Source organism: Nocardia sp. CA-119907 (assembly GCF_050955995.1).
Classification (GTDB): domain Bacteria; phylum Actinomycetota; class Actinomycetes; order Mycobacteriales; family Mycobacteriaceae; genus Nocardia.
This window is the reverse complement of the sequence record NZ_CP192091.1, coordinates 1,449,983-1,472,297: the sequence shown is the minus strand read 5'-3', so window position 1 is coordinate 1,472,297 and position 22,315 is coordinate 1,449,983. Positions and strand designations below refer to the sequence as shown.

General features: G+C 67.6%; 23 protein-coding genes. 13 read left to right on the top strand and 10 right to left on the bottom strand.

Going from position 1 to position 22,315, the window contains the following annotated elements; genetic code table 11:
- Positions 1 to 80: 80 nt before the first annotated feature.
- Together ACQP2D_RS06695 and ACQP2D_RS06690 are read left to right on the top strand one after the other, a co-directional pair.
- Positions 81 to 1,682 (top strand): HD domain-containing phosphohydrolase, encoded by a 1,602-nt coding sequence (locus ACQP2D_RS06695; RefSeq protein ID WP_433682841.1) that lies wholly within the window; start codon positions 81 to 83, stop codon positions 1,680 to 1,682.
- Between the two features lie 388 nt (positions 1,683 to 2,070).
- The gene (locus ACQP2D_RS06690) at positions 2,071 to 2,544 is read left to right on the top strand and encodes a DUF4254 domain-containing protein (protein ID WP_433682840.1); all 474 of its coding nucleotides are present in this window, start codon (positions 2,071 to 2,073) and stop codon (positions 2,542 to 2,544) included.
- Between the two features lie 294 nt (positions 2,545 to 2,838).
- On the opposite strand, the gene ACQP2D_RS06685 is transcribed toward ACQP2D_RS06690, so the two are convergent.
- Positions 2,839 to 4,212, bottom strand: a complete 1,374-nt coding sequence (locus ACQP2D_RS06685) for a cystathionine beta-synthase (RefSeq protein ID WP_433682839.1) — start codon at positions 4,210 to 4,212, stop codon at positions 2,839 to 2,841.
- A gap of 460 nt (positions 4,213 to 4,672) precedes the next feature.
- Here ACQP2D_RS06685 and ACQP2D_RS06680 point away from each other — a divergent pair, with 460 nt between their 5' ends.
- The 3 genes from ACQP2D_RS06680 to ACQP2D_RS06670 all read left to right on the top strand — a co-directional run bounded on the left by ACQP2D_RS06680 (position 4,673) and on the right by ACQP2D_RS06670 (position 7,489).
- Complete coding sequence (locus ACQP2D_RS06680) at positions 4,673 to 5,131, top strand: hypothetical protein (RefSeq protein ID WP_433682838.1); 459 nt, start codon at positions 4,673 to 4,675, stop codon at positions 5,129 to 5,131.
- A 190-nt stretch (positions 5,132 to 5,321) separates the two neighbouring features.
- Positions 5,322 to 6,245 carry an SGNH/GDSL hydrolase family protein gene (locus ACQP2D_RS06675; RefSeq protein WP_433685555.1) on the top strand — a complete coding sequence of 308 codons (924 nt, stop codon included), beginning with the start codon at positions 5,322 to 5,324 and terminating at the stop codon, positions 6,243 to 6,245.
- 23 nt (positions 6,246 to 6,268) lie between these two features.
- A complete protein-coding gene (locus tag ACQP2D_RS06670) occupies positions 6,269 to 7,489 on the top strand; it encodes an acetyl-CoA C-acetyltransferase (RefSeq protein WP_433682837.1) in 1,221 nt (406 codons plus the stop codon).
- 201 nt (positions 7,490 to 7,690) lie between these two features.
- Here the strand turns inward: ACQP2D_RS06670 and ACQP2D_RS06665 are convergent, their stop codons facing one another.
- Positions 7,691 to 8,548 (bottom strand): Bax inhibitor-1/YccA family protein, encoded by an 858-nt coding sequence (locus tag ACQP2D_RS06665; protein ID WP_433682836.1) that lies wholly within the window; start codon positions 8,546 to 8,548, stop codon positions 7,691 to 7,693.
- Between the two features lie 193 nt (positions 8,549 to 8,741).
- Positions 8,742 to 9,890 (bottom strand): methyltransferase, encoded by a 1,149-nt coding sequence (locus ACQP2D_RS06660; protein WP_433682835.1) that lies wholly within the window; start codon positions 9,888 to 9,890, stop codon positions 8,742 to 8,744.
- Between the two features lie 128 nt (positions 9,891 to 10,018).
- Between ACQP2D_RS06660 and ACQP2D_RS06655 the strand changes: the two genes are divergently transcribed.
- The 4 genes from ACQP2D_RS06655 (at position 10,019) to ACQP2D_RS06640 (ending at position 12,580) form a co-directional block, all read left to right on the top strand.
- Positions 10,019 to 10,594: an AMIN-like domain-containing (lipo)protein gene (locus ACQP2D_RS06655; protein ID WP_433682834.1), complete on the top strand. Its 576-nt coding sequence runs from the start codon at positions 10,019 to 10,021 to the stop codon at positions 10,592 to 10,594.
- A gap of 63 nt (positions 10,595 to 10,657) precedes the next feature.
- Entirely contained in the window at positions 10,658 to 11,065 is a 408-nt protein-coding gene (locus tag ACQP2D_RS06650) for a DUF6153 family protein (protein ID WP_433682833.1), read from the top strand.
- An 81-nt stretch (positions 11,066 to 11,146) separates the two neighbouring features.
- Positions 11,147 to 11,815 carry a DUF305 domain-containing protein gene (locus ACQP2D_RS06645; RefSeq protein WP_433682832.1) on the top strand — a complete coding sequence of 223 codons (669 nt, stop codon included), beginning with the start codon at positions 11,147 to 11,149 and terminating at the stop codon, positions 11,813 to 11,815.
- Between the two features lie 222 nt (positions 11,816 to 12,037).
- The gene (locus ACQP2D_RS06640) at positions 12,038 to 12,580 is read left to right on the top strand and encodes a hypothetical protein (protein WP_433682831.1); all 543 of its coding nucleotides are present in this window, start codon (positions 12,038 to 12,040) and stop codon (positions 12,578 to 12,580) included.
- 6 nt (positions 12,581 to 12,586) lie between these two features.
- On the opposite strand, the gene ACQP2D_RS06635 is transcribed toward ACQP2D_RS06640, so the two are convergent.
- From ACQP2D_RS06635 to ACQP2D_RS06625, 3 genes are all read right to left on the bottom strand, one after another.
- On the bottom strand, positions 12,587 to 12,760 hold the full coding sequence (locus tag ACQP2D_RS06635) for a hypothetical protein (RefSeq protein ID WP_433682830.1): 174 nt from the start codon (positions 12,758 to 12,760) through the stop codon (positions 12,587 to 12,589).
- Positions 12,761 to 12,904: 144 nt separating this feature from the next.
- A complete protein-coding gene (locus ACQP2D_RS06630; RefSeq protein ID WP_433682829.1) occupies positions 12,905 to 13,234 on the bottom strand; it encodes a hypothetical protein in 330 nt (109 codons plus the stop codon).
- Between the two features lie 93 nt (positions 13,235 to 13,327).
- The gene (locus tag ACQP2D_RS06625) at positions 13,328 to 14,929 is read right to left on the bottom strand and encodes an FAD-dependent monooxygenase (RefSeq protein WP_433682828.1); all 1,602 of its coding nucleotides are present in this window, start codon (positions 14,927 to 14,929) and stop codon (positions 13,328 to 13,330) included.
- Positions 14,930 to 14,989: 60 nt separating this feature from the next.
- Between ACQP2D_RS06625 and ACQP2D_RS06620 the strand changes: the two genes are divergently transcribed.
- Positions 14,990 to 15,730 carry a TetR/AcrR family transcriptional regulator gene (locus ACQP2D_RS06620; protein ID WP_433682827.1) on the top strand — a complete coding sequence of 247 codons (741 nt, stop codon included), beginning with the start codon at positions 14,990 to 14,992 and terminating at the stop codon, positions 15,728 to 15,730.
- A gap of 201 nt (positions 15,731 to 15,931) precedes the next feature.
- Here ACQP2D_RS06620 and ACQP2D_RS06615 read toward each other — a convergent pair whose 3' ends face one another.
- Positions 15,932 to 16,882, bottom strand: coding sequence for a GlxA family transcriptional regulator (locus ACQP2D_RS06615; protein WP_433685554.1), 951 nt, complete (start codon positions 16,880 to 16,882; stop codon positions 15,932 to 15,934).
- Between the two features lie 179 nt (positions 16,883 to 17,061).
- Here ACQP2D_RS06615 and ACQP2D_RS06610 point away from each other — a divergent pair, with 179 nt between their 5' ends.
- Both ACQP2D_RS06610 and ACQP2D_RS06605 read left to right on the top strand, forming a co-directional pair.
- Positions 17,062 to 17,724, top strand: coding sequence for a DJ-1/PfpI family protein (locus tag ACQP2D_RS06610; RefSeq protein WP_433682826.1), 663 nt, complete (start codon positions 17,062 to 17,064; stop codon positions 17,722 to 17,724).
- A 10-nt stretch (positions 17,725 to 17,734) separates the two neighbouring features.
- A complete protein-coding gene (locus tag ACQP2D_RS06605) occupies positions 17,735 to 18,199 on the top strand; it encodes a hypothetical protein (protein ID WP_433682825.1) in 465 nt (154 codons plus the stop codon).
- A gap of 15 nt (positions 18,200 to 18,214) precedes the next feature.
- Here the strand turns inward: ACQP2D_RS06605 and ACQP2D_RS06600 are convergent, their stop codons facing one another.
- Both ACQP2D_RS06600 and ACQP2D_RS06595 read right to left on the bottom strand, forming a co-directional pair.
- On the bottom strand, positions 18,215 to 19,237 hold the full coding sequence (locus ACQP2D_RS06600; RefSeq protein WP_433682824.1) for a medium chain dehydrogenase/reductase family protein: 1,023 nt from the start codon (positions 19,235 to 19,237) through the stop codon (positions 18,215 to 18,217).
- Between the two features lie 96 nt (positions 19,238 to 19,333).
- On the bottom strand, positions 19,334 to 19,906 hold the full coding sequence (locus tag ACQP2D_RS06595; protein WP_433682823.1) for a TetR/AcrR family transcriptional regulator: 573 nt from the start codon (positions 19,904 to 19,906) through the stop codon (positions 19,334 to 19,336).
- Between the two features lie 75 nt (positions 19,907 to 19,981).
- On the opposite strand from ACQP2D_RS06595, the gene ACQP2D_RS06590 reads away from it, so the two are divergent.
- Positions 19,982 to 21,745: a hypothetical protein gene (locus ACQP2D_RS06590; RefSeq protein ID WP_433682822.1), complete on the top strand. Its 1,764-nt coding sequence runs from the start codon at positions 19,982 to 19,984 to the stop codon at positions 21,743 to 21,745.
- A gap of 183 nt (positions 21,746 to 21,928) precedes the next feature.
- On the opposite strand, the gene ACQP2D_RS06585 is transcribed toward ACQP2D_RS06590, so the two are convergent.
- A complete protein-coding gene (locus ACQP2D_RS06585) occupies positions 21,929 to 22,279 on the bottom strand; it encodes a winged helix-turn-helix transcriptional regulator (protein WP_433682821.1) in 351 nt (116 codons plus the stop codon).
- Positions 22,280 to 22,315: the final 36 nt, after the last annotated feature.

The window sequence follows — 22,315 nt, the reverse complement described above, 5'->3', positions numbered from 1 at the left end:
GTTGACGCAGAGGGCTCGGCCGGCCGGGCCTGAAGTGGATTGGACCTGCACGGGGGCGGGCGGAACATTACTGTCGAAGGGTGTCGTCGATCCGGGTCACCGAGGTGCTCGCCGCGCTGTCATTGACCACCGACCTGGCGACCGGAATGCCGTTCGAAAAGGGTTTGGCCACTTGCCTTGTCGCGACGGCACTGGCCGATCGGATCGGGTTGGACGAGGCGGACCGGCGAGTCGTCTTCCACGCCGCGCTGCTCGGCGCCGTCGGCTGTACCAGCCGGGCGTCGGAGAACGCCGATTCCTATGCCGATGACATCGAATTCCAGCGCGCGTACCACACGCTCGACCCCGGTGACAGCGCCGTCTTCGCTGGTCAGATGCGGAATTTCGGATCCTGGGCGGCGGGTGCCCAGACCGTGCTGCGGGACCGTTTCGTGACCACGGCGCCGAAGGGCGCGCCGGTCGCGGTGCGGTCGGTCTGCGAGGTCAGCAGGGCGCTGGGTCCGCGCCTCGGCCTGCCCGAGGGTTCGGTGCGCGCTCTCACGGAAGTGAAGGAGCGCTGGGACGGACTCGGTGCGCCGGACCGGCTGCACGGGGAGACCATATCGCTGGCCGGACGCATTCTGCACCTGGCCGAGCAGACGGTATTGTCCTTGGGCCCCAACGCGATCGGATCCGGCGCGGCCGCCGCGGGTGCGACCGAGGCGGGCACCGTGATCGCTTCCGGCCGCAGGGACCAGCGCGCGGTGCTCACCGAACTGCGCCGCCGGGCCGGCGGACATCTCGACCCCGAGCTGGTCTCGGTCTTCGATGCCGATCCGGACGCGGTATGGGGCGCCCTGGATGTACCGGATCTGCTGGCCGCGGTCGTGGCGACCGAACCGGGGCTGCCGACGGTGATCCGGCCCGCCGAACGGGACCGGTTATGTCTGGCCCTGGCGATCGTTGTCGACCTGAAAGGCCGCTATCTGCTCGGTCATTCGGCACATGTCGCACAGCTCTGCGATGCGGCCGCGGCACTGTCGGGCATGGATGCGGGCGACCGGGCCACGCTGCGGGCGGCGGCACTGCTGCACGACATCGGCCGCGCCGGTGTCTCCAGCGCGATCTGGGATCGCCCCGGCCCGCTCGGCACGGGCGATTGGGAACGCGTTCGGCTGCACAGCTATTGGACCGATCGGGTACTGCGCCGATGCCCCGGGCTCACCGATCTGGCCGACGTCGCGGCGGGCCATCACGAACGCCTCGACGGCAGCGGCTACCACCGCGGCGTGCGGGTGCACGACCTGTCGCTCTCGGCCCGATTGCTGGCCGCCGCGGATGTTTTCGCGGCCATGACCGAACCGCGCCCCTACCGCCGCGCGGCCGAACTCAGCGAGGCGGCCGCACAACTCACCGCCGAAGCCGCGGCGGGCACCCTCGACCGCGACGCCTGCGCGGCCGTCATCGAGGCCGCCGGTCTGCGCCCGCCCCGCACCGAATGGCCCTGCGGCCTCACCGACCGCGAGGTCGACGTCCTGCGCCTGGCCGCCCGCGGCATGTCGAACCGCCAAATAGCCGCGGACCTCGTCGTCTCCGAACGTACCGTCGGCCATCACCTGGCCCACATCTACGACAAGATCGGACGCCGCACCCGAGCTGGCGCAGCGGTTTTCGCCATGGAGCACAACCTGCTGCCCGGCTAGCACACCGCCGCGGTCGCGCCGAACCCTTCCGCTTTCGTCGGACCGGATCAGCCGGCGCTGGCATCCCATGCTGGCGGCATTCGAGCGCTGAGCGGCCGAATTATGCTGGGGAACCGGCAAATTCGGCGTAGTCCGAACTGGTCGGCCTAATTCACAGTGTCGCTCGCACCAAGCGGAGAACATTGTTACTACCTGTCATCGCTGTGCCATCTTCATGTCACCGGTTCGCCAAGGCGAATAGCCAAGCTGTAACGGCACTCGGTTTCGGGAAGGCCTCACAGCATCGGAGCCGTACAGCGTCCCGGATCAACGCGGCGAATCCGAGTGCACCGACCGCTTATTCGGAGGTGCACCATGTCCATGCCGTCGCAAGATCTGGGGGCCCAGTATGTTCGTCCGTGACCGCGCGCCGATCATCGAGGGCGCGAAAACACTGCCGGACCAACGAGAATTGATCGCCGCATTCGGTGGGCATCCGCCCGAACCGGGTTCGGAACATCCGCTTATTCCGCTGGCGCGCGTGCTCGCCGATCTGCACAGGAAGCGGCACGACGATCCGCTCGCCACCGCCGGAATCGATTGCCGCCGAGCCGAACTCGTCTCGGCGATCGACACCTGGGTGATCACCCGGGTGCCGCAGCGGCGATCGACGGCACATATCCGGGCCGAATCCATCGGCGCGACATTGGATCGGATGGCCGCCGCCTACACCCACGCCAGCCATCTGCTGCACACCGCCGAAAAGGTCTCCGACGATCGCGTGCACGCCGCCTGGTACCGCCTCGCGCTGCTCGCCGACCAGTGGAGCGACCTCATTATCGGTGCCGCACAAGACAACTCGCGCACGCGTCGGTCCGCATAGTAACGGAGCACTGGCGGCAGTCGCCGCTGGACATCGTCCAGAGCGGGTCCAGGCTCTGGACGCGCTGGCAGCCGAGGTCCCATGCCCTCGAGCCTGGCCAGCAAGACGTTGATATGGCTTGGTGTCGATGCCTGGTACAGATCCGGCAGCGCCAGATCGACGAACAGCGCCGAGTCGAACAGTGCCACGGCCGTGGCCGAAACGCGGCCGCCGACGTGTGCCCGGCCGATGCCACGGATCCGTCACGTCGACGGACGACTCAGCACGGCCGGGCTACCGACGACTTCAGATGGATCAGGTGCTGAGGAACCCGAGCAGATCGTGCCGGGTGATCACGCCGACCGGCTTGCCGTCCTCGACCACCATCAACGCGTCGGTATCCGACAGCGCCTTGGTCGCGGCCGAAATGGGTTCGCCCGAACCGATCAGCGGGAACGACGGACTCATGTGCTGGGCCACCGAATCCGTCAGGTGCGCACGGCCCTCGAAGACCGCGGAGAGCAGATCGCGCTCGGTGACGCTGCCCGCGACCTCACCGGCCATTACCGGCGGTTCGGCGCCGACGACCGGCATCTGCGAAACCCCGTATTCGCGCAGGATCTCGATCGCATCGCGCAGGGTCTCCGACGGATGGGTGTGCACCAGATCGGGCAGCGCGCCCGACTTGCCGCGCAGCACATCACCGACCAGCGGTTCCGCGGTGCCGTCCAGACGTTCGCGCAGGAAGCCGTAGGAGCTCATCCACTCGTCGTTGAAGATCTTCGACAGGTAGCCGCGGCCGCCGTCGGGCAGCAATACGACCACCAGCGCGTCGGGATCGCGGCGCGCGACCTCGATGGCCGCGACCACCGCCATTCCGCAGGAGCCGCCGACCAGCAGACCCTCCTCGCGTGCGAGGCGGCGGGTCATATCGAAGGAGTCGGCGTCGGAGACGGCGATGATCTCGTCGGGGACGGCCGGGTCGTAGGCCGAGGGCCAGAAGTCCTCGCCGACGCCCTCGACCAGATACGGCCGACCGGTGCCACCGGAGTACACCGAACCCTCCGGATCCGCGCCGACGATCTTCACCTTGCCGCCGGACACCTCCTTCAGATACCGGCCGGTGCCGGTGATGGTGCCGCCGGTGCCGACGCCCGCCACGAAGTGGGTGACCTTACCGTCGGTATCGCGCCAGACCTCCGGACCGGTGGTCTCGTAGTGGCTGTCCGGGCCGCCCGGGTTGGAGTACTGATCCGGCTTCCACGCACCGTCGATCTCGCGGACCAGCCGGTCGGAGACGCTGTAGTAGCTGTCCGGGTGGTCCGGCGGCACCGCGGTCGGACACACCACGACCTCGGCGCCGTAGGCGCGCAGCACATTGCGCTTGTCCTCGCTGACCTTGTCCGGGCAGACGAATACGCACTTGTAGCCGCGCTGCTGCGCGACCAGCGCGAGCCCGACACCGGTATTACCCGAGGTCGGCTCGACAATGGTGCCGCCGGGCCGCAGGGCACCGGAGGCCTCCGCCGCCTCGATCATCTTCACCGCGATGCGGTCCTTGGCGCTGCCGCCCGGATTCAGATATTCGATCTTGGCCGCGACGACGCCGGCGTTGGGCCCCACCACCGAGTTCAACCGAACCAGCGGCGTATTGCCGATGAGGTCAACGACATGATCAGCGATGCGCATGCCCCCTATCGTTGCAGAAGGCTTTCCAGGGCGTTCGCGACGGTCCCGGAGGCGGACGCGCAGCGTACGGCGCGTCGGGCACCGCGAATGTCACAGATCCGACTCCGCGGTCTGCTCAACGGACCCGCAGGCAGCAGCACAGCGAAACCATGCAGGGCACCACGACCGGTCTCGCGGCCTTCACAACGAGCCCGCAGGCGAAAGCGCAGCGTATCCGCGCAGGGCACCGTCACAGGTCAGCCTCGACGGCGGTCACAAAGGGCCTGAAGGAAGCAGGACCACGAACGTCACACAGATCCGTCCCACGGCGTTCGCAGCAGGCACGCTGGCGGACGCACGGCACAACACGCAGCGCACTGCGAGTGTCGCGGATCCGACACTGTGAGTTCGCGCACGTCACCTCGGACGGTTTCGCGTGACAAACGCACCTGAGGGCGATCACTTGCCTAGGATCGCGACCATGAGGCAGCCGAACATCGCTCGCGCCGCAACAGTTCTCGTCGGCGCGGCACTCGCCGCGGGAGTTGGCGCGGCACAAGCCGATGCCGCGACCATCGAATTCCCGCAGGTGCCGACGCTGGCCCACGGCGGCATCTGCTGGACGAGCATCCGCACCTGGGCAGACACCAGTTCGGAGTGGCCGGGCCGGGCCATTCTCAATGTGCGCGCGCTTCCGGCGACGGGTCTCGGCCCCGGCGACTATCCGCTGGCCCCGCTGTGCGAGGTCCGCACCACCGTCGCGTGGCGCAATCTGAGCACCGGCGCGACGGGTGTCTACGAGAACAACGTGGTCACCGGCCTCTACGGCAGCATCCAGTACGCGCTGTTCCAGGACACCGGTCCGGGTCGCGTCGAGGTCACCGTCACTACCGACACCGCGAGCGTCCCGGCACACGGCACCTTCGACGTTCCCGCCTGATCCCGCCGGACCGCCACTTCGGCGAAGCGGGGCCCGGCGTGCGGTTTGGCGACGAGCGCCGATACGGTGCCGGGGCCGCACCTCGGATGAGCCAACGGCGCAGTTCAACCAACCGCGGGGTGCCGATCAACCCGTACTATTTCTAGTCGTGGCACCTCGAATCAGTTGGCGGACCGCCGCGGTGACTGGTATGGCGACCGTGCTGGCCGGATCCAGCGCGGGCACCGCGTCTTGGGCCGCGTACCGACTTCTCATGGCGCAGGCGGGGGTAGCGCGCGGTGTGATCGGGCGCGATACCAGCAAACCGCCGGAGGCCGACGGTATCTATTCGACCGGATGTGACGTCCCTGAGCCGTGGCGTCCCGGTCGGCCGGTCGACGTCCACCTGATGGTCTTCGGCGACTCCACCGCCGCGGGCGTGGGCTGCGTGACCGCCGAAGAGGTACCGGGGGTGCGCATCGCCCGCGGACTGGCCGAGGCCACCGGCATGCGGATCCGGTTGAGCACCAAGGCGATCTCCGGCGCGACTTCCAAGGGGCTGGCCGGACAGGTCGACGCGATGTTCGTGGCGGGGCCGCCGCCGGATGCCGCGGTCATCTTCATCGGCGCGAACGACATCACCAAGAAGCATTCGATATCCGCGTCGGCGCGCCGGTTGGGCGCGGCCGTCGCGCGGCTGCATGCGGCCGGGAGTGTCGTGGTTGTCGGCACCTGCCCGGATCTGGGCACCGTCGGCGCCATTCCGCAGCCGCTGCGCACCATCGTGCACAACTGGAGCGTCAGGCTGGCCAAGGCGCAGTTCGCGGTCACCCACACCGCGGGCGGCAGCCCCGTGCCGATGGGCGATCTCGGGCCCGAATTCCTCACCGCGCCACACCGGCTCTTCGCTGACGACGGCTTCCATCCTTCTGCCGACGGCTACGCATTGGCCGCCGCGCATCTGCTGCCGATCCTGGTGACGGCACTCGCACAGCGGCGCTCGGATTCGCCACAGGCCTGCGCTGCCGAACGTCGCGGCATCACCGCTCGGCTGCGCGGACTCATCGAATCACCGGGGTGGCGACTGTCCCGTTCAGCGGATTCGGTACACATAGAGGTGCCAGTACAGAACTGAGCGCGAGTACATAAGGAGCCCTCATGCCTGAGGCAGTTATCGTTTCGACCGCCCGCTCCCCCATCGGCCGGGCAGCAAAGGGTTCGCTGGTCGATATTCGGCCTGACGATCTGACCACCCAGATCGTGCGCGCGGCGCTCGACAAGGTGCCTGCCCTGGATCCGGCCCAGATCGACGACCTGATCCTCGGCTGCGGCTCGCCCGGCGGTGAGCAGGGCTTCAATATCGCCCGCATCGTCGCGGTGCAGTTGGGCTACGACTTCGTGCCCGGCACTACCGTGCACCGCTACTGCGCCTCGTCGCTGCAGTCCACCCGGATGGCCTTCCACGCCATCAAGGCCGGCGAGGGCGATGTGTTCATCTCCGCGGGTGTGGAGACCGTGTCCCGCTACAAGAACGGCTCCGCCGACAGCTGGCCGAACACCAAGAACTCGCTGTTCGCCGAGGCCGAGGCCCGGACCGCGAAGACCGCGGAGGGCGGCGCTGGCATCTGGCACGACCCGCGCGAGGACGGCCTGATCCCGGACGCCTACATCGCCATGGGCCAGACCGCCGAGAATGTCGCGTCGTTCACCGGCATCACCCGCGAGGAGCAGGACCGCTGGGGCGTGCGCTCGCAGAACCGCGCGGAGGAGGCCATCAAGGCGGGCTTCTTCGAGCGCGAGATCACCCCGATCACGCTGCCCGACGGCACCGTGATCTCCAAGGACGACGGCCCGCGCGCCGGAGTCACCTACGAGGCGGTCAGCCAGCTGAAGCCGGTGTTCCGTCCGGACGGCACCGTCACCGCCGGTAACTGCTGCCCGCTCAACGACGGTGCGGCCGCGCTGGTCATCATGAGCGACACCAAGGCCAAGGAACTCGGCCTCACCCCGCTGGCGCGCATCGTGTCGACCGGTGTCTCCGGTCTGTCCCCCGAGATCATGGGCCTCGGCCCGATCGAGGCGGTCAAGCGTGCACTCGCGCTGGCGGGCAAGTCCGTCGACGATATCGACCTGTTCGAGATCAACGAGGCCTTCGCGGTGCAGGTGCTCGGCTCGGCCCGCGCGCTGAAGATCGATGAGGACAAGCTGAACGTCTCCGGCGGCGCGATCGCGCTCGGCCACCCGTTCGGTATGACCGGCGCCCGCATCACCACCACGCTGCTCAACAACCTGCAGACATACGACAAGCAGTTCGGTGTGGAGACCATGTGCGTCGGCGGCGGCCAGGGCATGGCGATGGTCATCGAGCGCCTGAGCTGATCGGGTAACTCGCCAAATCGCTACAGCGGCTCCCCATCCCGGTGGATGGGGAGCCGTTGGCATATCAGGGGCCCCTGCTCGCCGTGGTGTCGATCGGCCCGGAGAATCCGAGTCCGCTCGCGGATCAGAGAACGGCCCCAGTTGCCTGGATTCTCGAGGCAACTGGGGCCGTATCGTCAGCGGCGGACCCGGGTGGCCGGATCAGTCGTTGTTGAAGTAGCTGAGCAGGCGCAGGATTTCGACGTAGAGCCAGACCAGGGTGACGGTCAGGCCGAGGGCCACGCCCCAGGCGGCCTTCTCCGGAGCCTGGGCGCGGATCAGCTGGTCGGCGGCGTCGAAGTCGAGCAGGAAGCTGAATGCGGCGACCGCGATGACGACCAGGCTGAAGACAATGGCGAGCGGGCCGCCGTCACGCAGGCCGAGACCGCCGTCGATGAAGAAGCTGGCGATCACATTGCCGAGGATGAGCACCAGGATGCCGATCATCGCGCCGAAGATCATGCGGGTGAAGCGCGGGGTGACCCGGATCGCGCCGGTCTTGTAGACCACCAGCATGCCCGCGAAGACACCGAAGGTACCCAGCACGGCCTGCGCGATCATCGCGCTGCCACCGACGCCGCCGAATTCGATATTGGTGAACATGAACGACAGCGCGCCGACGAACAGACCCTCGAAGACCGCGTACGAGAGCACGACGACCGGGTTGTCCATCTTCCTCGCGAAGGTCGCGACCAGCACCAGCACGAAGCCGATCAGACCGCCGCCGATGACGAACAGCGGGGCCAGCGCGGTATTGGCATTGGTGAGGCCGTAGGAGACGATCGCCGACAGCGCGAGCACACCGAGGGTGATGGCGGTCTTGGTGACCACATCGTCGATGGTCATGGCCCGGGTGGTGGGGGCCTGCTGATACGGCTGCTGATACTGGGGGTACTGCGGGTATTGGCCGTACTGCTGGCTCATCTGGCCCGCGCCCGTCACCCCTGATCCGAAGTTGGCATAGCCACCGCCCTCTTGCCGAGGAAGTTGACGGAATACCGGATTGCTAGTGGTGCGCACCGTGAATGCCTTTCTGGAGTCGTGGTCCACGTCGCCGTGGCCGATCGCCAGCGCCTAATTGCCGGTCGCTCGAAGATCGGTCCCGAGCCGTGTCGTTCGAGCCGGTCGCTCGATATCCAACTAGGTTGTCCAACGTGTGTCGGCCCGCTCGAGTTCCCCGAGCAACCCTTCGGTACGGACAAATCGGACTCTACTACCGCTGGACGTCGCGCAGTCCACACACGGATCGCGTGACCGTGAATTTCCGATTGCGGCCGATCACCTCGGTCTGGCCCACCATGCGCTGAACCACACCGCGATAGTTCAAATGTGAGTTGTACACCGTCCACAGCTCACCACCGGGGCGCAATACCCGGCCGGTCTCGGCGAACATCTTGATCGCCGATCCGGTGTGCACGGCCGCGCCGACATGGAACGGCGGATTGCAGAGCACCAGATCGGCGCTGTTGTCCGCGGCCGAGGACATGGCATCGTCGCGCACCACCGTCACCCGATCGGCGACCTGGTTGACCTCGGCGGTCGCCCGCGCCGAGGCCACCGCGGCGGCCGATTGGTCGGTGCCGACGACGCGGATGCCGGGCCGGGCCTTGGCCAGCGCGACGGCCAGAATGCCGGTGCCGCAACCGAGATCGATGGCATCGCGGGCATCGGGTTTCATCCACTTGAGGTGCTGCAACAGGAATCGGGTTCCGATATCCAATGTGGCGCCGGAGAATGCGGCACCGTGCGCGACCACATCGATATCAATATCGTCGATCCGCTCGCGCACCGGAAATGGCGGCGCGGCAACGGGTTTCGGACCGCTCACCAATAGCGTGCGTGATTTCTGCCGACCTCGGCTCGCGCGCACCTGCGAGAAAGAGTCCGCCAGTACGTCGTTCATGGATTTGGTCAGGTATTTATCGCGCCCGCCCGCGACAACGACCACCTCGGGGTCCGCGTAGCGGGCGATGGCGTCGGCGACCTCGGCCAGTCCGGCGAGCATGCGCGGCAGGCGCAGCAGGACGACCTCGGCGCCGGCGAGCAACTCTTCGGAAAGCGCGTGCGCGGCATAGCGATCCGTCAGGCCGAGCGCTCGGGCATTGTTGGCCAGCGCGAGTTCGCCGGTGAGCAGGTCCTGATGGACCCGGACGGCGCGCAGGTCGTGCCCGGCGATCGCGCCGAGGGTGAGCGCGCCGTAGGCGTCGCCGATCACCGTGATCCGGCCGCTGCCAGCGGCATCGATGGCGTCCGCGGCGACGTCGAGGATCAGCCGGTCGGCGGCATCGACGGCATAGAGGTTGCGCGCCTCCACATCCGGGTACCGCCGCAATCGGCCAAGTACATCCTCGACATTTTCCACACCTCAAGTGTGCTAGATCGTTGCCGATACATCGCGTCCGCCCCGCCATATCGGCGACACCCCGGTGCCGGACGCCGGGTTATCGCAAATCCCGGGCAGCGCGGGCGATGGCCAATACCATCAGCCACATGCGTAACAGGATGGTGCTGATGGCCGCCGCCGCGGCGATGGTGCTCGTTGGCTGCGGCGACGGTGGATCCAGCTCGAACGCCACGACCGCGCCGACCACGACCGGCACATTCAGCGACGCACCGGAGAGCGCACCGCGCGATGCCCTGCCCAAGCGCGGGGCCCCGTCCAATGCCGCGGGCGTGACCGTGACCGACCTGCGGATCGGACATCATCCCGGGTTCGACCGCGTGGTCTACGAATTCGGCGGCGCTGGCACGCCCGGCTGGATCGTGCAGTACACCGAGCAGGCCATCCAGGACGGCAGCGGCAAGGTCATCGATGTCGCGGGCCACTCGATTCTCGAGGTCCAGATCACGGGCTCGGCCTATCCGTTCGACAGCGGTGTGACGCCGTACTCCGGTCCCGATCCGGCCACCGACCCCAGCGCGCCCGCGATCGCGGGCGTCTACCGGACCACCGTCTTCGAGGGCACCACCCAGTCGTTCATCGGGGTCAACGCCGATCGCCCGAACTTCGCGGTCAGCACGCTGACGAACCCCACCCGGCTGATCATCGATATCGCGACCGCATAGCCGGTGTCGATACGGCCAGGGGGTATCAAAGGTCGCCCGTCCGGGCCGCTCTAGAATGACGGCGTGGTCGAACAGCATCTGCCTCCGCGCGCCACCGGACTCGTCCGGGCGCTCGGTGTGCTGGCGCTGCTCGCGGGGATCGTGGCCATGCACGCGGGGGTTTTCACCGTCGCCCCCACCCCCGCCGACCACCACGGCACGATGACAATGGCGATGCCCGCCGGGCACGATGCGACCACCGGATCGGACTGCACCGACGACGGTTGCGGCGATGCGCATTTCGGCATGCACGCCTGCGTCTTCATCCTGACGGCCGTGGCATTGGCCCTGATGCTCGTCCTGCTCTACTGGATCACCCTCGATCGACCGGGCGGCGGTGTGTCGAAACCGCGCCAGTGGTGGCCGATGCGCGAACGCGCACCACCGTGGACCGTGCTGTCCCTGGCCGAATTGTCGATTCTGCGGATCTGACAGGCCCACCGCGCCCGCAACCACGGTCGCGGCTTCTGCCTGTCCGAAACCGTTCATTAGCAATTCCTCAGGAGCACAGACATGTTCATCACCCGTAGCCGAATCACCCTTGCCATCGCCGTAACCAGCACCGCCGCAGCGCTTTTCGCCGCGGGGTGTAGCAATAGCGAATCGCCGAGCACGGACCAGGGCGCATCATCGAGCCAGGCCAGCTCCGGCAAGCCCGCTGCCCGAACCGATTTCAATGACGCGGATGTGACCTTCCTGCAGATGATGTACCCGCATCACGCGCAGGCGGTCGAGATGGCGCGGCTGGTCCCGAGCCGCACCCAGAACGAGCAGGTGCGCGCGCTCGCCGCGAATATCGAGCAGGCACAGTCCCCCGAAATGGAGCAGATCACCACATTGCTCGAGAGCTTCGGCAAGCCCGCGCCGAGCAGCACCGGACACGGCGGACACAGCATGGAGATGCCGACCACCATGCCTGGTATGACCACCATGCCCAGCACCTCGGCAATGCCGGGCATCATGTCGAACGAGCAGATGAACGCGCTCGCGGCGGCATCGGGAGCCGACTTCGACCGGAAGTGGATGGAACTGATGATCGAGCACCACGCCGGCGCGATCACCATGGCGAATACCGAACTCGCCAACGGCGTAAATCCGGACGCGAAGGGGCTCGCCACCGCCATCGTCGCCGCCCAGCAGTCCGAAATCGACACCATGCGCGGCCTGCTCGGACAGCGCTGACCCCAGCGCAACCGGGGCACACCGGGACGGCCCGTCCCGGTGTGCCCCGGTGCCGATCTTGTGGCCCTGACCTGGACGTTAGATCCCGGCGGATATCGGTTGGTCATCGATCTGGGTGCGGTCGGCTGACGTCGACGGGCGCGAGCAAGTACGGTCTTTACGTCCGGCCTCCTTCGTGCCTCCAGCGGCCGGGTGTTCGGAGGGGAGAGAGGGGAAACCGACATGCGACGTCTAGAACGTGTGGGCCTCGTCGCCGCCGCGGCCGCGGCCGCAGCGGGTGTCCTGACCATCGGCGCGTGCTCGAAGCAGATCACCGGCAGCGCGCAGGTCAACCAGACCGAACTCGCCGCATGGGCCTCCGAGGTCACGGCGTCGTCGGTGGCCGCATCCTCCTCGCGCGCGGCGGCGGCCGAACGGGCGACCGGAAGCGCTTGCGACACCTTCACCACCGCGAACACCAGCTCGATCCACTCCTTCAACGACTACATCGATGCGAGCAATAGCAAGGGCGTCAACGATCCGGAGACCAATTCCAAGGCCAATGACGCCGTCACGACGCTGCGCAATAACGCGCGCACCATCGATTCGAAGGTGACCTCCGAGGTGCCTTTGACCGTCGCGACCCCGCTGCGCAGCTACCGCGACGACACCAACGCACTCGCCGACACCCTCGATCGGCGCGCGCCGACCGATACTCTCAATGCCGCGATCGATAAGTTCAACGCCACCAAGAACATTGCCGAGGATGCCTGTAAAGGCCACTGACACAGCTCATTTCGCATCCTCGTCGGCGCGCCGAAAGAACTCTTCGAGCAGGTAGTCGAACGACGCACCGCTATCGGGCACCAGATGTCCCATACCGGGCAGAGCGGCCGAGGCCGTCCGCGGGCGATGCGGACGTGTCCTCGATGATCGCGCGGGTGGCGGCGCTGGTCGCATCGACATCCGGTGCCCCTACGCGACGAGAACAGCGGCGCTTCGACGATCGTCAGCGATCGGACGTGCTCCGGGCGCAGCGCGGCGGCACACAGCGAGACGAGCCCACCTGTGGTGTCGCCCCAAGAAGCTAATGGTCGAATACCGGGGTGATCAGGCCCCCGGCGGGATGGTCGACTGCCACGGCGATGACTCCGGCCCGCGTGGCTGCGGGCGGTGGCCGCGACGCTCGAACAATACGAGCGCCACGCCGCTGAGCGATGCGGCGATGGCGACGAGCGCGAAAATGAATGCCGCGCCAGGGAAGCCGACCACTCCGATCACCGCGGCGGCGATCGCGACGAGTCCGCCGATGATCAGCAGGACGAATCCGGGCCAATTTCTAGCGTCCGCCAACGTTATTCGCGGCTCCGGCTCGGTCGCGCGAGCGATATCCGGCGCGTCGTCGAGCGGGGGAATTTCCCACGGCCCTTCCGCTGTCATAGTGGTACCTCACATTTCGATCTCAGGCTGGGTGCTCGGTGCCTGACATCTCTGAGGTTTCCCCCACGCGCCGATCCGAAACAGCCAGGTGGGCTAGCCCCGAGTGCGGGCGAGGATGCGCGCGAGCACTCGGCCGAGCGCATCGGCCGGATCGGGCGGCGTGGTCGGCGCGCGCCAGGCGATCATCTGATCGGGTCGCACGAGAAGAGCGCCCTGCTCGGGAATTCCGACCTGCCGCAACCATTCCGGCGTATCGATCACCATCGTCCGCAGGGGTACGAGCAGACGGTCGGCAACCGCACGTGCGGCACCCAGCCACGTCGCACCGTCCGGACCGACCAGCAGCGTGAAATGGGATGCCACGAGGTCGAGGGTGGAGACTCGGGTGCCGTCACGCTCCACCCAGGCGTGCGGAAGCCGGGATCCCGGTGTACCGTCGAGCACCAGTTCGATGTCCTCGGTCGATGGCAGCGCGGGCTCCGGTGCGATTACCGCCGCCGAATCGTATCGATAGCCCATATGCACGACGGGAGCGTTGATGATGCCGAGTGCCGCGCGCTCGGCGGCGGCGGCCGAGCTGGAATCCCAGTGCAGCCGTGGGGCCTTCAAGCGAAGCAGCGCCTGCGCCATGGTGGTGGTCGCGACCGGACGCCGCTCGGCGTCATAGCTGTCGAGCAGCGCCGGACCGGCATGCCCGGCCAGCACCGCGGCCAGTTTCCAGGCCAGATTGTGCGCATCGGCCGCGCCGGTATTCAACCCGAAGGCGCCGAGCGGGGGCACCGCGTGCGCCGCGTCACCGACCAGGAACACCCGCCCATCCCGGAACCGTTCGGCGACCGATCCCCTTGCCCGCCAGGGCAATCTGCTGATCACCTGCGGATCCAGATCGGGATCGCCGACCGCGGCGCGGATCAATTCGACGCACCGGTCGACGGTGAAATCCTCGGCCGATTCGCCGCGCTCAGGATCGTAATCACTGTGGAAGACCCACTCTTTCGCGCCATCGATGGTCATCAAGATGCCCGGCGCGCTCGGGGTGGTGATATCGCATGCGACGAACTGCCGACCCTGGGTGTACGGGCGTAGGTCGGCGTGGAAGAGGATGTTCATCTTCGGATTGCCGAGCGCCCCAGGTCCGTTCGTGCCGATGCCGAGCGCCTTGCGCACCCCGCTGTGCACGCCGTCTGCGGCCACCAGGTAGTCGGCGCGGATCGTCTGCCCGTCGTCGAGATGGGCGGTAACGCCATCGGCGTCCTGGTCGAAGGACAGCAGCCGGGTCCCGTAGCGGACGGCGGCACCGCGCTGTGTAGCCGCGGGCAGCAGCACCGAATCGAGTCGGTGCTGTGGGCAGGTGCCGCGAATCGCGGCCGGTGTCACCAAGTCCGAGCGCCATCCCGAACGTGCGGGCGCGGCATCGGGCAGCCCGGCCGGATTCGCCGCGATGAGGGTTGTCGCGGTGAGTTTGCCGAGATTGCCCACCGACATATCGACGGCCACCGCATCAACCGCGTCCAACACCTCGGCCTCGCGCAGGAATTCCAGGGTGCGCGGGCCGAGCCCGGTCGCCCGCGGATGTACCGACGGCTCCGGCTGTGCCTCGACCAGCTGCGCCTCGACCCCGTGCCGGGCCAGAAATAGGGCCGTGAACAGGCCGACCGAGCCGCCTCCGACGATCAATATCGGTGTGCGCAACATGACAACTCCCTTATGGATACAGCGTTTCCGTAACGGATACACCGTATCCATACTGCTACGATGTTCGCAACGAAAGCAGTCGAGGAGCAGGTAGTGACGAATTCGGCGAAGACCCCCGCGCTGGTCTGGAGCAAGGAGCGGCGCATGCCGCGACGGCAGGCTCCCGGCGTGGAGCAGATCGTTCGCACCGCCATCGGCTTGGCCGACAGCGAAGGACCCGACGCGGTGTCCATGCGCCGCATTGCCACCGAACTCGAATCCGGCACGGCATCGCTGTACCGCTACATCGCCAGTCGCGACGATCTGCTCGATCTGATGATCGATGCGGTCCGCGGCGAAGTGGCGCCGCCCGCCCTCGTCGGCGACTGGCGCACCGACCTCACCGCCGTCGCGCAGCACCTGCGTGACACCATGATCCGGCACCCGTGGCTGGCCTCCGAACTGACCGGCCGACCCACCCTCGGCGCGAATTCCCTTCGCCTGCACGACACTTCACTCGCCGCCGCGACCGAGCTGACGCCGGATATCACGAGCGCGGCCGCCATTGTCGATACCGTGCACGCCTACGTTTTCGGCGCCACCGCCGCCCAACTCGCGGAGGAACAGGCGCAACGTCGCACCGGTCTGACCGAGGACCAGTGGCGCGAGACCGTCGCACCCTATATCCGCGAGGTGATCGCGAGCGAGGACTATCCCCACTTCGCCCGTCGGGTGCGCGACGCCGCCGATGCGGACGCGGACCAGCGCTTCGACTTCGGCCTCGGGTGCATACTCGACGGGATCGCCGCCCGGATCGACTGATTACCTGCCTGGCGCTATTGCGGCGAGTCCACGCGGTCGCTGGTCGACGAGATCGGCCTCGAGCCGGGACCGGTGTGCGCCGCAAGCTCGAACGCCGCGTGCTCGACCACGATCCGACGCTGTTCCACGATGGCCCGGCGGCGGCCCACCGGCGAGAGACTGTCTTGCAGTCCTGTTGGAACCGTCAGTTCGTGTGCTGAGTCAGCGGGCGAGGCTCTGGAAGGCGGTGCGGTAGGCGTGCGGACTGGTGCCGACGACTCGTTTGAAGCGGTCGCGAAAGGCGGTGGGGGAACCGAATCCGACCTGGACGGCGATGCGATCGACCGGATGGTTGGTGGCTTCGAGCAGATATTGGGCCTGACGCACGCGGGCTCGGTGCAACCACTGTAGCGGGGTGGTGCCGGTCTGTTCGCGGAAGCGGCGATTGAGGGTCCGCTGGCTCATACCGGCCTGGGCCGCGACGTCGTCCAGCGTGAGGGGCCGCGCGGCATTTTCCTCCAGCCAGCGCAGGAGCGGTTCCATCGACGCGCCCTGCGGCGTCGGCGGCTGGTCGTGCACGATGAACTGGGCCTGTCCCCCTTCGCGTTCCAGCGGCATCACCGCGAGGCGGGCGGCATCGGCGGCCACCGCCGAACCGTGATCGCGGCGAATCATGTGCAGGCACAGGTCGATTCCGGCAGCGGCGCCCGCGGAGGTCAGCAACTGGCCATTATCGACGTAGAGCACATCCGGGTCGACATCGATGGCGGGGTAGCGGGCGGCGAGCGTCGGGGCGGCCAGCCAGTGTGTGGTGGCGCGCAACCCATCGAGCAGTCCGGTAGCGGCCAGGATGAACGCGCCGACGCAGATCGAAGCGATGCGGATGCCGTTCGCCGCGGCCGTGCGCAGGGCCGCGACGATATCGGCGGGGACCGGCGCGGTGGGATCCGCGCAGCCGGGGAGGATGATCGTATCGGCCTCGGCCAATGCCTCGAGTCCCCAGCGGGCTCGGATGGTGAACAGTTCGGTATCGACGGTCGGTCCGGCCGCGCAGACGCGGACCCGGTAGGCCGGGCGGCCGTCGGGCAGCCGACAGCGGGTGAAGGATTCGATCGGCGTGGAGAGGTCGAAGGGCAGGACCTGGTCCAGCGCGAGGACGGCCACGGTATGCATGCCGATACCGTAGGTGGTCATCAGATTTCCGCCAAGAGGTCTGACCAGGCTAATTCGCCGTATTTGCAGTTCAGTCGTCCTGGCGAGAATCCGTTGGTATATGGCAATTCCGCCAGTTCCCGCGCCGCTCCCCGATCACTAGCGTCGGCAGCACCGACAATGAGAAGGAGCTGATTCGGGTGTTCGCCCAGTTCGTACTGTTCGACGGATTCGACCCGCTGGATGTCATCGCACCGCTCGAGGTGCTCGATGCCGGACGTCTGGTGACCGGCGGCGGAGTGACCGTCGAACTGGTCTCCGCCGAGGGCGCGCGCCGGGTGCCCAGCGGCATCCCCGCCATTTCGCTCGATGCCGCCGCCCGTCTCGATCCGGACCGCGCGGACCTGATCGTCGTCCCCGGCGCGGTCGGCAGACTGGCCGAGGGACCGGATGACCAACGGGCGGACACCATTCCGATGATCATTGCCCGCAGCCTCGGCACCGAACTGCCCGCGCTGCTGCGAGAAGCACTCGACAGCCAGGATACGACCGTGGCCACCGTCTGCGGCGGCTCGCTGGTGCTCGCGATGGCGGGTCTGATCAAAGGACGTTGCGCCACAACACATCTCAGCGGAATGGACACCCTCACCGCGACCGGGGTCACTGCCATCGATGCCCGCGTGGTCGATGATGGCGACCTGATCTCCGGTGCCAGCGTCACCTCCGGCCTCGATCTCGGCCTGTATCTCGTTGAGCGCGAACTGGGCCCGCGCATCGCCAATGCCGTGGAGAAACTGTTCGCACACGAGCGGCGCGGCACCGTCTGGCGCAATGCGGGCCGCAACCCCACCGTCGCCCTCTGAGCCGCCGCCCGTGACGAAACTTCTACTCTCCCTGCACGTCCTGGCCGCCATTATCGCCATCGGACCGGTGACGGTGGCGGCCAGCATGTTTCCCGCCACCGCTCGCCGGGCATTCGCCACCCCGGCCGACCAACACCACCTGACCACCGCCCGCACCCTGCACCGCATCTGCCGCGTCTACGCGGCCATCGGCCTCGCCGTCCCGGTCTTCGGCCTGGCCACCGCGGCGAGTCTCGGTGTCCTGACCGATATTTGGCTCACCATCTCCATCGCCCTGACCGGGGCGGCCGCCGGAATCCTCGCCCTGGCAATACTGCCCGATCAAACCCGCTTCCTCGCCGCGCTGTCCGGCACAACATCCCAGCCCGTCCCGAGCACCGGCCAGCTGGCCATGTTCACCGGCATCTTCAATCTCCTCTGGACCGTCGTCACGGTGCTGATGGTCGTCCGCCCCGGCTCCACGACGGGGGCGTGAGCCGGGGCAACAATGTCAGGGGACGAGGACGACCTTGCCGGTGACGGTGCCGGATTCGGCGAGTTCCATGGCGCGGGCAGCCTCGGCCAGCGGGATACGAGCGGCCACCTGCGCCCGCAGGATTCCGGCCGCGGCCAGGTCGAATACCGCGGTGAGATCCGCTGCGATCTCGGTGCGGAACCGGGCGCGGTTGCGCTTTCCCGCCCAGATGTTGAAGAAATGCGCATTCCGCTTGTTGGGCAGCAGATTCCACCAGATCAGGCGGCCCACCAGGGCGAGCACCGGGAGACGTGAGTTGCCGGGATCGTCCTTGGTGGCCGCGGAGCCATAGGAAACCAGCGTGCCGTGCGGCGCGAGCAGGCGGAACGAATCGACGATCCCGGGACCGCCGACATGATCGAAGACCGCGTCGACTCCGCCCGGCGCCAGCGCGCGAACCTGCGCCACCACATCGCCGCGGTAGTCGATGGCCTCGGCGCCCAGTGCGGTAACGGCTTCGGCATGCCGGGCGGAGGCCGTGCCGAGCACCCGGATTCCGGCATGGCGCGCGAGCTGGACCAGGGTCGAGCCGACGCCGCCATTGGCACCGTGTACGAGAATTGTTGCACCGCTGCGCACCTTGGCGATGCGATGCAGCATCTGCCATGCGGTGATGCCGTTCACAACGAAGGTTTCGGCCTCGGCGGCATCGAGGCCATCGGGAACCGGGACCAGGTCGGCGGCGTCGAGGACGATATGGCTGGCCCAGCCGCCCACCTTGGTCAGTACGGCGACGCGGCGGCCGAGCAGCGTCGAATCGACATTCGCCCCGATCGCGGTCACCGTGCCGACCAGGTCGTAGCCGGGGACGAACGGGAACGGCGGCTGGTCGTAGTACTTCGCGCGCCGCATCTGCTGTTCGGCGAAGGAGATGCCGGTGGCCTCGACGGCCACCATGGCTTGGCCAGCGGCCGGTGCGGGCAGCTCGCGGTGGGTGATCTGCAGACCCGACGGTTCGACGGGGCCGGGCAGCAGGATCTGGGTCGCCAGGGTGTTCATTTTCGGTGTCCTCTCAGTTGATGGTTTATCGAGTGAGTGACTGAACAGTCACTAGATGGCCAAAAAGAGTGCCCCACGAAGGGGCGACAAGTTTCCTCAGTGCTTCGGATCGACGTGACGGATACCGGCGCTCAGCATGCGCGCCCAATCGCTTTCGAGACTGTCCAATCCGAGCGTGGTGATCAGATGGCAGAGTTGGCCGTAGGCGATGAAGCGCTGCACCGCGTCATCGGCGGCTCCGGATCGCGTCTTCGCGAAGGTCGTCACGCGCTCGAGCCCGCGCCGCACCGCCTCGGCGACCTCCGGGATATCGACCGCCGATTGTGCGTGCACCTGCAGCAGCAACAGGTTTCGGTCGGCGATCAGTTCCGCGTACGCCGCACCCATCTCGTACAGGATCTCGTCGGGAGCCGCGCCGTCGACCCGCGCAGCGCCCGCCGACAACGCGCGCTCGACCAGTTCGTAGCACCGATCCAGCGCGGCGACGAACAGTGCGACCTTGCCGGGAAACAGCTTGAACACATAGGCCGGCGAGATATTCGCCCGCGCCGCAACGGTATTGATCGGCGTGCCGTGATATCCGGCCTGTGCGAATTCGGCGATCGCGGCATCGACCACTGCCTCGCGCCGGATCTCCGAGGTGGAAAGTGCGATACCGCGTCTGTCCATGTGAGTGACTATACACTCACTCACCCGCTCGCCGTCAACCCCCGGATTGTCGGACCCTGCCTCTACGGTGTGCCCATGGCGGATACCGAGCGCGCGGTCAGGCACGGGCAGTTGCTCAGTGATCTGCTGCGTGCGGACGCGCCTCCGTCCGAGATCCGTTGGCGGCTGGTAGAACTCACGCGGATGCAGGCCAGTGTTGCCGAATGCGCCGGGCGGGTGGAGTACTACTCGCGGATGTTGGCCGAAGGGCGGTCCACCGCCGCCGCTCATGCGCAGAGTGTGCTCGCCGAATTGCATACCGAGGGTGCGCTCGCCAGCACGGATGTCGTATCGCTTTCGCGGTCGGTGCTCGCGCGGCCGGAGAAGAAGCTGGTCCGCACACAGTTGAGCTGGTTGGATCGGGCGGTTAGGGGTGAGCCGGGGTGCGCTTCGGCGTCCGTGCGGGTGCTGGCGGAAGCCATGGAAACGACCGCGGATATCGCGCTGCGCGCGCGAATGGCGCGGATCATCACCCGGCAGCTGCGAGCGGCGGACGAGCCGACGCGGGTCGAATGCGCCGATGCCGCGCGGGCGTGGGAGCTCGAAGAGCGGTTTCCACTGCCACCTCGGGCTCCGCTCGCTCGATTCACCGTGGCGAGCACGGCTTCGGAAACGGTGGCGCTGTACCGCCGGGTGACCGCGCGACATCACGACGACTGGTCGCTGGATGAGCGATTCCTCGACGCCGTCATCCGGTTCACCTACCGGGATCGGGACGGGTTGGCGGTGGCGCTCGGCCCGGCTGTCGACCATGAAGTTCCTGCGGCGCAACAGGATTCATCGTGGTGGCAGCGCCAACGACAGCGTCGATGGTGTGCTGGACAGCCGTGGTCGATCCGTACCCTCGCCGCGATCGCCACCGGCGCACTGCGGTATCCGCCGCGCGGGCCGTCCCGGTCCACCCCATTGACCGACCGCATGGCCGAGTGGGGCACCCTGGCGCTGGAAGGCGCTGTGCTGCCGCCGTTCTCACTGGCGACACCTACCTTCGACAATGGCGGGATAGATGCCGCCGAACTCGTTGGACGGCTGCGCGAATACGCGGAGTTGGGCCTGCGGCCCGGTTCGGCCGATTTCGCCCAGGCGCTGGTGCGGGTCATGCCCACATCGCACCCCGAGGTGCCATTGATGGCCGATGCGCTGCACTCACCCGAGGGGACACGCCTGGCCGCCTGGCTGCGCGGCGAACAGTCCGATACGGAGATCGACGCGTTACCGAAGTACCTGAGCGCGGCATTGCGCGGCCCGCCCCCGAATGGGCGTGGGTACTCCAGTCCGCTACCCGCATATCAGCTCCCCATCCCGGAGTCGCAGGCCGCATGGATGTCGTGGGTGGACCGAGATCGGTTGTCGCGCATCGTGAGTCTGCCGGGCGCAAAGGGGCCGCAGGTGCATCGAGCGGTCATGACCGCACTCGTCAGCGAGGACGCCCGCGACCGCGCGGTGGGCGTCGACGCACTGGTCACGCTGGCAGCCACAGACGAACTCCGACCGGATCTGCTGGCGCGCGCACTACCCGTGCGCGCCCCGACCGGACGACTCGCGAGTTCACTGCGCGACACCCGACATGCACTGGGCGCACACCGCACCTGGCCTTTGCTCGCGGCCATCCTGCCCGTGCTGTTCGCGAACAACCCAACGCCCGGCCTGCCCGACTTGGTTGCGGTGGCGGCCGATTGCGCCCGTAAATCTGGTGCCCAGGGTGACCTCCTCGGACTCGATGCGGTGCTGCGGCGCGGCGGTGCCAGCCGACTGACCATGGCCGCCCGCGCACTGTCGGTCGCCTTGTCGAGCACTTGACCCGGGCGTCCGACTCGACCGCACCCAGGCGCGGTCGACCCAACGCTCAACCCAAACCTGCAGTGCCGAAGACCGCGACCGACTCGCAGCCGTCGCTCGGCGAGCGGCGCCAACCGGTTGGCCGGGCAGCGCACGCACTGTCCACGCGTTTATCGAACCGCCGCTCCGGCGCCGAACGCGTCGCTAGGCGTCGTCGGCCCAGCGCTCGACCCAAACCTGTAGCGGTCCGAGGGCCGCGACCAGGTCGAGGCCATCGGCGGTGAGGCGGTACCCCTTCGCATCCGTCTCCACGATCGCCACCTCGCGCAGCTCGCGCAGCCGATCGTTCAGCACGCTGGCCGACACCCCGCCGGTCAGACTCTGCAATTCGCGGAAGGTGACGCTGGCGCCGTCGCGCAATTCCCACAGCACCCGCAGCGTCCAGCGACGTCCGAGCAGATCCAGCAGCGCCATGATCGGGCGGCCGGTGCGCGATCCCCGCACGGGGTGGCCGACCACCGGAGTCTTGTCTGCTTCGGATTCCGAAGCTACCATCGAGACCGTCCTTGCTCTGTTTTTCGAAGCATGAAG